Source organism: Streptomyces sp. NBC_01210 (genome assembly GCF_036010325.1).
In the GTDB taxonomy this organism is placed as follows: domain Bacteria; phylum Actinomycetota; class Actinomycetes; order Streptomycetales; family Streptomycetaceae; genus Streptomyces.
On sequence record NZ_CP108549.1, the window covers coordinates 441,039 to 453,539 of the forward strand.

Consider the following 12,501-nt stretch of genomic DNA (forward strand, 5'->3'; position numbering starts at 1 on the left):
CGCGGACGCTCCACGGGCTCGGCCACCTACGCCAACTCGGTGGGTGCGATGCGGGACCTGTACGACGCGGGCAAGATCCGTGCAGTCGGCATCTCGAATGTGCGCCGCATGGCAGGGGGCTGAGCTGCCTTTGACGAGCTCTGCGCACGCCCATCGGCTCTGTCTCCGATCACGTGACGGGTCGCGCCCCGCCGCGTGGTGTAGGGCCGTGAGGACCTACGTGGGTCTGGCATTGGAGAGCACCGCATGGCTCGACAAACCGATCGACTCCCTGATCGTGATGGCGTTAGCTGGTCGGCATGCCAGAACTGCGTACCGATCGTCTCCTGCTCCGCCGGTGGCGGGAGTCCGACCTCGAACCGTGGGCGGCGATGAACGCCGATCCCGAAGTCCGAGAACATCTCGGGGAACTGCTGACGCGGGAGCAAAGCGATGCCGCGGTGGCGCTCATGCAGGCCGAGTTCGACACCCGAGGTTTTGGGTGGTGGGCGCTGGAAGCACGGGAGACTGGTGAGTTCATCGGCCGCGTCGGCTTGGACGAGGTGGGCGAGGACATGCCGTTCGCGGGTGTGGATATCGGGTGGCGGTTGATGCGTTCGGCGTGGGGTCACGGTTACGCCACCGAGGCTGCCCTGGCCTGCCTGGCCTTCGGCTTCGAGGTCCTCGGGCTGCCGGAGGTCGTTGCGTCGACGACCGTCAACAACCTTCGCTCCCAGGCAGTGATGCGCCGGATCGGCATGACCCGAGACCCGGCCGACGACTTCGAGGATCCGAGCGTGCCCGAAGGGCCGCTTCGTCAGTGTGTGCTGTACCGCACCCCCCGCAAGATGCCCACGGGCTACACCACGCGGCGGGACACCATCGCCCCTTCGTGAAGACGGCCAGCGGCGAGGGCTGCCCGGAAGGGCGGCACTTCGGGAAGACATGACTACGTACTTCGCTTGGCGAGACGGCGGCGGTCGCTGATGGGTGTGCCCGTGGTGTGTTCCTCTGGGGGTTTGCTGAAAGTTCTGCCACATCTGGGCGGCGTCGTAGTCGAGTTGGTGGAGCGGCTCGGGGAACGGATCACGTTGTTGAGTACGAGAGCCCGCGCCGCGCTACTGCCCCGGACCCGCTGGTGCCGTGACCGGGAGGTTCACCGGGCCGCTGCCGACGCGATTTACCTCGCGGCCGGTTGGATGTGAGGACACATCCGATCTGGTGCAGGGAGATGCGGTGGCAGAGCTGGTCAAGGTCCGCAGGTTCACCGACCAGGAGGGGCAGCGGCTGCAGCAGATCGTCCTCGCCGGGAGCAGCACCAGCACGGTGCGCCACCGGAAGACGATGATGCTGCCGACCGCGGCCGGCGGGAACACCGTGCCGGTGATCGATCAGCTGGTCCAGGCCGACCAGGACACGGTGCAGGGCCAGGCCTGATCACCCCGCTTGGGCCGGAGGCACAACGGGCCGAGGCACAACCGAGAGGAACAGCACCCGTGAGTAAATGGCAGCTGGCCGAGACATTCCGCAGCACGTCGGGCGACGTCCGCTGGGACAGTCTCGGACAACCCGGCCAGGACCCGGTCGTGCTCCTCCACGGCACACCCTTCTCCTCGTATGTCTGGCGCGCTGTCGCCCGCTCACTCGCCCGCCGTCACCAGGTATTCGTGTGGGACATGCCCGGTTACGGGACATCGGAGAAGTCCGCCGGCCAGGATGTCTCCCTGGCTGCTCAGGGCGGGGTCTTCACCGAGCTGCTGGCACACTGGGGCCTGGAGGAACCCCTGGTGGTCGCCCACGACTTCGGCGGTGCCGTCTCCTTGCGGGCGCATCTACTGCACGGCGCCCGCTACCGCGCGCTCGCTCTGATTGACCCGGTCGCTCTGGCCCCGTGGGGGTCCCCGTTCTTCCAGCTTGTCGGCGAGCACTCAGAGGTCTTCGAGCAACTGCCGCCCACACTGCACCACGCCCTGGTACGCGAGTACATAAGATCGGCCAGCAGCCCCGGCCTGCACCCGGCAGTCCTCGACCGGCTCGTCCAGCCCTGGCTCGGCGACCCCGGCCAGGCAGCCTTCTACCGGCAGATCGCCCAGGCCGACCAGCTCTACACCGACGAGGTGCAGGACCGGTACGGCGAGATCAGCATCCCGACTCTGGTGTGCTGGGGCGAGGACGACACCTGGATTCCCGTGGCAAAGGGACGCGAGCTCTCTGCCCGCATCCCGGGCGCGCGACTTGAGCGAATCGCCGGTGCGGGCCATCTCGTCCAAGAAGACGCACCAGCCGAACTCACAGCCGCTCTCATCGCCTTCCTCCAGCACCACCCGCACTAACGCCCAACAACCCGGTGGACCTTCCCGGCCACAGCACTTTCCCCGTCAGCTATCTGGCCAGTGACCGAGTTCGCCCGCATTCACCCGACAGTCCGGCCGGCTTCTACGCCAGCGCGACATGGCCTCATGTGGGAACTACGGATCGGACAAAGGGCAAGACGTGCCGATAGCGACACGAGCGGAGCACGCCCAACGACCACAAGTACGCCCGCTTCAGGCGGACCTCACGGGCGGGCGGGCGTTTTAGGGGCAGGAGGAGAGGTCGTACAGCCTGGATGGTCGGCTCGTCGTCGGGCTGCACGAGGCCGGTGTGGACCTGGCCGAGGCCGATCTGTTCATCGGTACCTCGGCAGGCGCGATCGTCGGCGCCCTGCTGGCCTCCGGCCAGGACTGCAGCCGACTCGCTAGACCGATGGCCGGACCGGAAGCTGCTCATCACCGCGGTGAACGCCGGTACCGGCGAGTCGGAGGTCTTCGACGATGCTGGCGCCCCGCTGTCCTCCGTCGTTGCGGCAAGCACTGCCTTCCCGGGCATCTATCCGTCGATTACCATCAACAACCGCCCGTACATGGATGGTGGACTGCGGTCGGGAACCAGTGCCGACCTCGCCGTTGGTGCGCGCGTGGTGGTCGTCATCGAGCCGATGGCTCATCTACTCCCCCGCGAGCCGCTCACCCAGGAACTTGCGCAAGCCGGTTCGGACGCGGTCGTGACGATCAGTCCTGACGAAGAGACAACGCAGGTATTCGCGCGCGACCTGCACGACCGGGCGGCCTGGCAACCGGCCTACCGAGCCGGAGGCGGGCAAGCCGCCGAAACCGCTGAGCGGATCCGCGCTACATGGCATAACCCGCGGCAGTCGCCGAGATGACGATCGGCTCCCGGGAACAGGCACCGTAATACGCCCCCACGCCGCCTCCGTAGAGCGCCGAACCGCCAACGAGCAGGCGCATCCGGCTCCCTCGTTGATCGTGCAGCCAAGTGGGGAGGAAGAGCCAGGACTAGCGATTTTCACGGATCCTCATCACAGCAACAGCCGCCGCCTCACCACAAGTTCCTGCCGCTATTGCACACGCGCCCCGGTCGCAGGACCCGGCGAACAGGTGCAGTGCAGAGATGCCGCGCTGGGTACGCTCCGATCATGCCGCGTCTGATGGACGTTCCTGGGTACATACGCTTCTGGACCGCCTCCGCAGTCTCAGCTTTCGGCTCGCAGGTCTCTGGGCTGGCACTGCAGATTCTCACCGCCGTCACGTTGAGTGCATCTGCCACAGAGGTAGGCCTGGTCAACGCAGCCCGCTGGGCTCCCTACCTGCTCTTCGGCCTCGTGGCCGGGGTACTGGTGGATCGCTGCCGACGCAAGCCGATGATGGTCACCATGGATCTTGGCAGGGCTGTCCTGCTCAGTGCGATCCCCGTGCTGTAGGCGCTGGACCGGCTCAGTATCGCTGCACTGTGCGTGTGTGTCTTCGCCTTCGGAGTGCTGTGCCTGTTCTTCGAGGCGGCCAACCAGTCCTACGTGCCACGGCTGGTGCCCAAGGAACTCCTCAACGCAGGGTACGCCCGCATGGAGCAGGCCAGCGCGGTGGCCGGCTCGACCGGTCCACTGATCGCCGGAGTGCTGATCCGGTTCATCGGTGCACCCCTTGCCATCCTGGTGGACGCAATCACCTATCTGATGTCAGGCATGCTGCTCGCCTCGGTACGAGAACACGATCCCATCCCCGATCGAGGCGCGCGGCGCAGCCTTGGCAGCGAGTTGCGCGAGGGTGTGGCCTGGGTCTACCGCCATCGGACGCTGGCATCCATCGCGCTGACCTCGCACGCGATGCTCCTCTTCAACACCATCGTGAGCACGGTCTTCGTGGTTTACGCGCTGCGTGAGTTGAAGATCGGGGACTTCGGCCTGGGAGTGACCTACGCCTGTGCGGGGCTCGGTGCAGTACTTGGTGGTGCGCTCTCGGGTTGGGTGGTGCGAAGACTGGACGTTGGTGCCACCTTGATCGCGTTCCGCATCCTTGCCGCGGTTGCCTGGCTGCCGCTGGTCCTTGCTGAGCGTGGACTGTGGGGGCTGCTCTCGGTATCGCTGGCCTTCTTCTTGGTGTCCTTGGCGATCTCGATCGAAAGCCCGGTGGAGATGAGCTATCGCCAATCAGTGACGCCCGACCGGCTACGGGGCCGGATGAACGCCACCATCCGCTCGTTCAACTGGGGGATGGTGGCGGTGGGGGCGCCGCTCGGCGGATTGCTCGCCGATCAGGTCAGCTATCGGTTCGCCTTGTGGGTGGGACTGTGGGGAGCGGTCATCCAGGCACTCGTACTTGCGGTATCCCGCACCCGGGACGCCCGCGCCGCCGATGAACTCGAGCCCTTGGCGACTGCGTAAGACAGGGCGGCGCGGGCGGTGTTGCGGAATCAGGTTTTCGAGCGGCACAGGCACTGCGTCGCCACGCGTTACTCCGTCCGAGTGATCAGCCGCAAATCCGAATATCCGCCAATCGGCCCGCGGGCCACCATTGCCGGATGGGGATACGAACCACAGCAGACAGCGGGAACTCCCGGCCGCACGCATATCACGCGTTCATCTCATACAGCCACGCACGGGACCAGCCCGTGGCCGTGGCGTTGCAGCGAGAGGTGAGCCGGTTCGGCGTGCCCTGGTACAGCCACCAGGTTGCCCGTCCCTCGGCTACGCAGGGGCGCATTCCACAGCCATTGCGTATCTTCCGAGACGAGACGGACCTGACGGCCGCGCCGGGGCTGTGGCCGGAGATCGTCAAGGCGCTGAGCGCAGCGGAGTGGTTGATTCTCATGGCCTCACCGGCGGCAGCTGCCTCGGGGTGGGTCCAGCGGGAAGTGAACTGGTGGCTGGAGAACAGGTCGCCCGACCGGATTCTCATCGCCCTGGTCGGCGGGCAGCTCATCTGGCGCGGTGACGACTTCGACTGGACGGCGACCGACGCGGTCCCCGGCGAACTGGCCAACGCCTTCCGGCACGAACCGTGCTGGGTAGACCTTCGACCGCTCCGGCCGACCGCTCCGCCCGATCCAACCAGGCCGGCCTCAGCGGCCGCCCGTACGCCGCAACTGCGGCTGGGTGACATCGTGGCAGACTTCGCCGCGCCGATCCGGGGCGTCGACAAGGGGACCCTCACCGGTGAGCACATCCGCCAGCGGCGGCGCACCCGACGTACCGTCGCGACCGCAGTCGCCTCGCTCACCGCGCTGACCATCGTGGCGGCCACACTCGCCGTTGTCGCCCTTGATGAACAGGCTCGGGCGGACCGGGAGCGGGGCACGGCTGTGCATCAGCGCGACAAGGCACTGGCCAACCAGTTGGTCGCCGAGGCGGGCACCGTTGAGGACACCCAGCCCGGCCTCGCCCGTCAGCTGCTCGCCGGGGCAGGAAGGCTCTCACTGACACCCCAGGTGGCCGGGGCCCTGATCTCGGGAAGGACGGTCCCCCGGGAGATCCACCTTTCCGCCGGCTCCTTCGCCTTCAGCCCGGACGGGCGGACACTGGCCGCGGTGAAGAGCGGACGAACCGAGCCGGAGAGAGCCTCCGGCACCCTTCCGGCGCGGGACGGCGAGGTCACGCTGTACGACAACCGCACCCTGAAGGCAAGCGGCCACATCGGTCTCGGGGAGACACCAGCCGGTCCGATCGCCGTCAGCAGGACGAATCTCCTCGCCGTGGCCCAAGGCTCCACGGTCCGGATCTGGGACATCGCGCGGCCCCAGCATCCGGAAACACGGCCCGCTCTCGCCGGTCACGACTCGCTCGTCGATGCCGTCGCCATCAGTCCGGACGGCCGGACGGCCGCGAGCGTCGCCGGTGGGAGCGGCTACGACGGTGAGCTCATTCTCTGGGACCTCACGAACCCGGATCGTCCCGAGCGAATCACCTCGCTCCGCTCACCCCGGCTGCGGGACACGTCCCACCACCGGCTCCAGTTCCAGCCGGGTGGCGGCACCCTGGCCCTGACGGGCGGCGCGGACAGTCCGGTGTTCTTCGACTTGTCCAACCCGCGTCGGCCCACCGTCCTGCCGACCCGCGACGCGACGCGGTCCCTCCGATCACTGTCCTTCGCTCCCGACGGACAGCATCTGGTGGCCTACGGGGACAACCGGATCCGGCGCTGGGCGGTCGAGGAGAAAGGCGTCCTGAGCAAGCCGCGCGAACTTCCATTATCCGAACCGCTGATCGAGATCGACAACATCGCGTACGGTGCCGGCGGTCGCGTCGCCGCCATCGCCGAGAACGGCAGGGTGCACCTGTGGGAGCAGGCCCCCGGGAGCGACGCCGCGGCGCTCGTCGCCCAGTTGCCCGTCCCCGAGTGGGACTCCTACAACTCGGAAGAGCTCGGGTTCAGCCCCGACGGCACGCAGCTGGCGATGCTGAGTCCCGGCAGCAACGCAGGCCCCGGCGGGGCCGACGTCGGTTCGGGAACACTGAGGATCTGGAATGTCGTGGACGGACGACAGCGCGGAGCGGTGGGCGCCGCCCCGGGCCTCGCCGCCCTCAGTCCCAACGGCCGCCTGCTCGCAGCCGTCGATGGGCCTGACGGTGACACGATTCGGCTCTGGGACACTTCCCGCCCCCGCACGCCCCGACCACTTGGCGCAGTCAAGGGCCCCGGAGCAGAAGGCCTGGTCTTCAGCCCAGACGGCAGGACCGTCGCCGCGCAGGCGGATGGCGCTGTCTGGACGATCGACGTGCACGATCCCCGCAGGCCGCGTGCCCTCGGCACCTGGCGAACACCCGGTGCCATGTTGATCATGAGCTTGCTGTTCTACGACAACCGGGTAGTCGCGGCAGGCGACCTCACGGGCAGTGTGTTTCTGCTCGACACGAAGCGGGCCGGGCATCTCGGCCCAGTCGGCACGCTGGCCACCACACGGGGAGCCGTGACCTCCATGGCAGTGATCCGCCCGGCTCCCGACCGGCCGCTGCTCGCCGTGACCGGGTTCGAGAAAGGGGCGGCCGTCGTCCAGCTGTGGGACGTCTCGGACCCAGCGAACGGCCGGCCCGCCGACGATGCTCTTTCCGCCGGGAACTACCAGACACAGCAGCTCGCAGTCAGCCGGGACGGAAAACTCCTCGCCGCGGCCAAACGAGACGGGACAGTGCTGCTGTGGCGGTTCCACAGCCCTGGCAAGGCGCCGTACCGGTTCCCTCGCATCCAGGACACCGGAGATGTCAACGAAGTCGAACTGAGCGGCAACGGGAAGAGGTTGGTCACGGTCGGCCGGGACCGGACGATCCGCAGCTACGACGTGGGCGCAAGCGACACCACTCTGCAGGCGATTCTGCACATCGGCCATGGAGCCGACACCGAGCTGTCCTTCGCCGGGGACGACCACACCCTGGCCGTCAGCACCAGTTACGGAAAGATCAACTTCTGGGAGCTCGACCCGGACTCCAACATCGAAGAGCTGTGCACGGGGGTCGGTAAACGAATCAGCCCTGAGGAGTGGACGCGCCACGTGCCGGATCTGCCGTACCGGCCGCCGTGCTGATGAACAGCGCCGCCGGCCCGGTTCGGCATTCAGGATCCCAGGCAGGGCCGAGCCGCACTGTCCGGGCGGGCAGGACGGTGCAGGGCAGGACACATGTGGAGGTCCCGCTGGCGCAGACACCACCAAGTCACCGCCCACCGCCACTACATGCGAAGCTGGGCGCCGGCTCGACCGACGCCTGCGGCTACCGCGCCGACTTCGGCCTGCTGCTCGCACCGTGCACCCCGGCCGTCCTGCTCGCCGCCCGCGCACGCGGCGCGTGGGCCGAACCGATTGGTGGTCAGCGGGCCATGGTTCTCACACTGGGCGTGGGGGTGGCGTGGCTAGTGTGACTGTCATGAACGACGCTTCAGTGACCCGGTTCTACGATCAACTTGCAGCGGACTATCACCTCATCTACGGCGACTGGGACAGCGCAGTGGTACGCCAAGGCAAGGCTCTGGATGCAGTGATCCGCTCAGCCCTCGGTGCAAAGTCCGCCACGGTGCTGCTGGACTGCGCATGTGGGATCGGTACCCAGGCCGTTGGCCTCGCGCTGCGGGGACACCGGGTCACGGGTACCGACATCAGCCCGGCCGCCGCCGAGCGTGCGGGGCGGGAGGCGGCTCAGCGCGGCCTGGAGATGCCCACGCAGGCAGCCGACATGCGATCGCTCCCATTCGAAGACGCCGCCTTCGACGTTGTAGTGTGCGCCGACAACTCCCTGCCTCACCTGCTGACCGCGGAAGATCTGCGCACGGCGCTGGGCGAGATGCGCCGCGTACTGCGCAGCGGGGGCCTGCTGCTGATCAGCACCCGGCCTTACGACCAGATCCGGCAGCCCCATCCCGCCTCGACGGCCCCGCAGCTCCATGGGACGGGAAGCGGTCGGACTGTCACCTTCCAGCTGTGGGACTGGCACGAGGATGGCGAGCGCTACGACTTGGAGCACTTCCAGTTGATCCCCGACGGCCGTGACTGGCGTGTCGAGGTACGGCGTACCACGTACTGGGCCCTCACCCAGGAGCAGCTGACCGGTTTCGTGACTCAGGCGGGATTCGATGCGCCCGCGTGGATGCTGCCCGAAGACAGCGCCTTCTTCCAGCCTCTTCTCACGGCGCGGGTTCCGTGACGCGGGCTGCCACCTAGGGGTGCTATCGCTGAGTGGTCGAGCGGACCCTCGCCTGGTTGCACGGCTTCCGGCGCCTGCGCGTCCGCCGGGAACGACGTTGCGACATCCGCGAAGCGTTTCTCAAACTCGCCGGCTGCCTCATCACCACCCACAACTCAGCTCACTGTGTTGGCCGTTGTTAGTCCGAGTTAGCCGCGAAGCCGCTGTCGTGAATCACGGGACACGCTTGTTGCGTGATGACGATCCAGGCATCGACCTCATTAGGGGATGTCCTGATGGCGCTGATCAGCTCCTCGACGACTTCCAGCTTCGACTTGCGCACGTTCATCCTGAGTTGCTCAATCGACACCTCCTGATACGGCATGCTCAGCTGCCACAACAACCGCATGAGATAGCGGCACTCTTGCTGCTCCCGGTCGTCCGCGAGCCGGTCATGGATCACTGCCTGGACACGTCGCCGCTGAGCGTCGTCACGAAAACCCTCGCTGAGGTCCGTCAAGGTCACGGTCGGACACTACCAACCACGTTCATCAGCAACGATGGGGCAGCAGCAGGTTCTCGACCACCCTGCCGAGCCAACGTGTTCAGCCGTCCGGGAGAAGGTCAAGCCCGGTCGGCGAAGCCGGCCGGGCCGGGTGTCGCCTGTAGGAGGAGTCGATGTCGGAGTCGAGACCGGCGTGATCCACCACAAGCTGCCGGACACACGGACAGGCAGGCTTTGCCGTGCCTGATGACACGATCAGGATGAAACCGGGCAGCTCGTTCCGTCAGAAGCTCCAACAACGGCTAACACACTGACGTGGAAGGTTGGCGACGCCTCGGTTCATGACGGCCGCCCGCCGAACTGCCAGTTGTGAACCTCAATGTCGGCATATTGGTCCGGGGTCAGGACGGCGCGTGCAGTGTCCGGGTCCGATGCCCGCACCAGCACCGCCGTACCCAGCCAGGTGGCGCCGTCGTCAGACAACAGCGGCCCGTACGCGATCAACTCGTCCTGGTCGGGCGGCACGGCGAGGTCTGCGGCCTGGCCCGTGCCGAGGCCGAGCACCAGGTACCGGTTGCCACCGGTGCGGCCACCGGGGAAATCCCACATGGTGCGCCCCAACGTGTTGCGCCAACGGCGCAGCAGCACGTCGCGGTACATGCCTGCCTGATAGCCAGGCTCGTCGAAGGCGAACGCGCGAGCGGCGGCGGGATCCGGCAGGTCGACGATGTGCACGCTGCCGGTGGGCGCGTCGCCGTCGCTGGTGAGGGTCGGGCCGCGGGCGATCATCTCCGTCGCGTACCGGTCCATGTAGGACCAGTGCTCTTCCAGCAGCTCGTGGCGCAGCGCCATGGAGCCGGGCCGATCGCGGTGGTAGCAGAAGAACTCCATGCCCACAGTCTTCATCACCACGCGCAACCCTCTTACATCGGCTCACACAATGAGGTGAGTTGGCGGTGGGTGATGAGGCAGCAGGCCACTTCGCGGAAGGCTCCATGGATGTCGGCTCGTCGTTCCCAGCGGATTCTGAGGCGTCTGAAGCCGTGAAGCCAGGCGAAGGTTCGCTCGACCACCCATCGGTACGTTCCCGGGCCAGTTCCGTGCCGGGTGCCCCGGGCGGCCGATGGCCGGCACGATGCCCAGGGTCGCGCCCTTCGGCGTCACCACAGAGGCTCACGGCCGACCACCTGTTGCGGCAAAGCCGCCCGGCCGAGAAGGAGCCGCTCCTGCCACCGGTAGCCGGGCCCGAGCAGGTCGGGACGGGGTTGTAGGCATCTGCGGTTCCATCTCTCGTAGCGGTTACCCTCCGGTCAAGCTTTCAACCTTTCTCCGCGTTTCTGCCAGACCTTCTGAGGCCGACGTGACGGAGCGGCCGAGGAAGCCCGCGCACTCCGAGCTGGAGCCAACACACGTCCAACCTCGCCCCGGCATCCATGGCACCCGCAAGCGATTCACGAAGAGAGACGCGACGTTCCAGCCGATCGGGTCCCGCTTCTCGAACACCCAACGGCCGGGCAGGTATGTCGCCTCGTCGACCTCCACCGGGTGATCCTTCATGTCGTAGACGACGTGACGAACAATTAGCACCGCCGAACCAGACTCCAACTTCAGATCGGCGGCCTCCCCCTCGGAGACAACGTGATCGGGCCCGGACTCATTCTTGGTAATCCGGTGCAGGTGCATCGCGCGGGCGCCGGCCGTCAGATGCAGCGCCTCGACGACGTAGCTGGGAGCCTCCAGCCATCCGGCCGAGGTGATCAGTACGCTGATGAGGGTGACGCGCTTGATCGTGGCAGCAGGTGGAGGGGGCGACGCAGTCGCCGCCGCAATGCTCGACGCCGCCCTCTACAGCGGAGAGAGCCCGGCGGTGATCCTCACCTATGCGTGGGACCGCCTCTTGATCGACCCCGTGCCCGGTCCACGAGGGCCGGCCAACTTCACCGGCCTGCGCCCCCTCACCAGAAGCGTCCAAGCCGTGCCCGCCGACGCGACACCCGTCGCGCCCGCCGGATCGACACTCCCCCGGCTTGCCGCCGAGCTGCCGCACACCTTCGCCCTGATCGACCCGCATCACGGCGCCGAGGGCATCACCCGCCAGCTCGAAGAGCTCATCCAGTACCTGGAACCTGAGTCGATCGACCTCCTGGACGTCGGGGGCGACATCCTCGCGCGGGGCGAAGAACCAACCCTCCGCAGCCCACTCGCCGACGCCCTCACGCTCGCGGCTTGCTGCCAAGTCAACGCTCCCGTACGGCTCCTGGTCGCCGGCCCCGGCCTGGACGGCGAGCTTTCCGCCGACGACCTACGCAACCGCATGGGCCCACCGGTCATGACTCTCACGGCCGAGCACGTCGAGCCGGTCACCTCGGTCCTGGAATGGCACCCCTCCGAAGCAACGGCAATGCTCGCGGCCACCGCCGGAGGAGTTCGAGGCCTCTGCGAAGTTCGGGACGCCGGTCTACCGGTCCCCCTCACCGACGAGGGCCCCACCGTCCATGAAGCCGACCTGGACGACGCCCTCAATCGCAACGCACTCGCCCGCGCCATCCTCGCCACGGAGACTCTCGACGAGGCCGAGCAGCACAGCCGTGAAGTCTGCGGCTTCTCCGAGATCGACTACGAACGCAACAAGGCTGGTTGGCTCGGCACCCAGCCGGAGCAGAAGCTCGACCCCGAGACCACGCTCCACCAACTCGACCGATTCGAGGACGAAGCCCGCGGTCGGGGCGTCACCCACACGACGTTTCGCCGCATCACCGAGGCCCTTGGCCTCGGCGGCAAGCTGCGCCAGGACGTCAGGGCATTGCTGCTCAGCAGCCGTCCGGAGCAGTACACGGCCCCGCTCTGGCACATCCCTTCGGATTCGTCGAGCTTCGGCTGACCGCTGACGATTCGGCGTCGGGTGATGCTTGACGTCAGTCCTGGATGATCTTCCGCGGGTGTTTTCGCCGGGCTTGCGAACAACTACCTCCTTGCCCGTGGTACGGGGAGCGGCCGGGCTCCGTTCCCACGTCAGGCCACCGAACCAACCCTCCGCCCAGCCCCAGCTTCATGGTCTTGGGCTTGGGACGCC

Annotated in this window: 9 protein-coding genes and 3 pseudogenes; 9 read left to right on the plus strand and 3 right to left on the minus strand. The window is 67.3% G+C overall.

Translation table 11 applies throughout. From position 1 onward, the window contains the following. Positions 1-299 precede the first annotated feature (299 nt). From OG735_RS02005 to OG735_RS02040, 8 genes and pseudogenes are all read left to right on the plus strand, one after another. Positions 300-875, plus strand: coding sequence for a GNAT family N-acetyltransferase (locus OG735_RS02005; RefSeq protein WP_327321384.1), 576 nt, complete (start codon positions 300-302; stop codon positions 873-875). Positions 876-1,215: 340 nt separating this feature from the next. After that, positions 1,216-1,404: pseudogene (locus tag OG735_RS02010) on the plus strand (IS630 family transposase); the annotation flags it as partial. A gap of 71 nt (positions 1,405-1,475) precedes the next feature. Then, entirely contained in the window at positions 1,476-2,312 is an 837-nt protein-coding gene (locus tag OG735_RS02015) for an alpha/beta fold hydrolase (protein WP_327321385.1), read from the plus strand. Between the two features lie 443 nt (positions 2,313-2,755). Continuing rightward, positions 2,756-3,184, plus strand: coding sequence for a patatin-like phospholipase family protein (locus OG735_RS02020; protein WP_327321386.1), 429 nt, complete (start codon positions 2,756-2,758; stop codon positions 3,182-3,184). Positions 3,185-3,454: 270 nt separating this feature from the next. After that, positions 3,455-4,699: pseudogene (locus OG735_RS02025) on the plus strand (MFS transporter). A gap of 329 nt (positions 4,700-5,028) precedes the next feature. Then, positions 5,029-7,833, plus strand: a complete 2,805-nt coding sequence (locus OG735_RS02030; protein WP_327321387.1) for a hypothetical protein — start codon at positions 5,029-5,031, stop codon at positions 7,831-7,833. A gap of 95 nt (positions 7,834-7,928) precedes the next feature. Beyond that, positions 7,929-8,165 (plus strand): hypothetical protein, encoded by a 237-nt coding sequence (locus tag OG735_RS02035; RefSeq protein ID WP_327321388.1) that lies wholly within the window; start codon positions 7,929-7,931, stop codon positions 8,163-8,165. Between the two features lie 5 nt (positions 8,166-8,170). Continuing rightward, entirely contained in the window at positions 8,171-8,944 is a 774-nt protein-coding gene (locus tag OG735_RS02040; protein ID WP_327321389.1) for a class I SAM-dependent methyltransferase, read from the plus strand. Between the two features lie 178 nt (positions 8,945-9,122). Here the strand turns inward: OG735_RS02040 and OG735_RS02045 are convergent, their stop codons facing one another. The 3 genes and pseudogenes from OG735_RS02045 to OG735_RS02055 all read right to left on the minus strand — a co-directional run. Next, positions 9,123-9,449 (minus strand): hypothetical protein, encoded by a 327-nt coding sequence (locus OG735_RS02045; protein WP_327321390.1) that lies wholly within the window; start codon positions 9,447-9,449, stop codon positions 9,123-9,125. A gap of 318 nt (positions 9,450-9,767) precedes the next feature. Beyond that, positions 9,768-10,319, minus strand: a complete 552-nt coding sequence (locus tag OG735_RS02050; RefSeq protein WP_327321391.1) for a YciI family protein — start codon at positions 10,317-10,319, stop codon at positions 9,768-9,770. Positions 10,320-10,351: 32 nt separating this feature from the next. Then, positions 10,352-10,549: pseudogene (locus OG735_RS02055) on the minus strand (transposase); the annotation flags it as partial. Between the two features lie 647 nt (positions 10,550-11,196). Between OG735_RS02055 and OG735_RS02060 the strand changes: the two are divergent. Then, the gene (locus OG735_RS02060; RefSeq protein WP_327321392.1) at positions 11,197-12,309 is read left to right on the plus strand and encodes a DUF1152 domain-containing protein; all 1,113 of its coding nucleotides are present in this window, start codon (positions 11,197-11,199) and stop codon (positions 12,307-12,309) included. Positions 12,310-12,501: the final 192 nt, after the last annotated feature.

Excerpts from the sequence above, each read along its gene's own strand:
- OG735_RS02005 (WP_327321384.1), top strand. The coding sequence starts at position 300 with ATGCCAGAACTGCGTACCGATCGTCTCCTGCTCCGCCGGTGGCGGGAG.
- OG735_RS02040 (WP_327321389.1), top strand. The coding sequence starts at position 8,171 with ATGAACGACGCTTCAGTGACCCGGTTCTACGATCAACTTGCAGCGGAC.
- OG735_RS02050 (WP_327321391.1), bottom strand. The coding sequence starts at position 10,319 with ATGGAGTTCTTCTGCTACCACCGCGATCGGCCCGGCTCCATGGCGCTG.
- OG735_RS02060 (WP_327321392.1), top strand. The coding sequence starts at position 11,197 with ATGAGGGTGACGCGCTTGATCGTGGCAGCAGGTGGAGGGGGCGACGCA.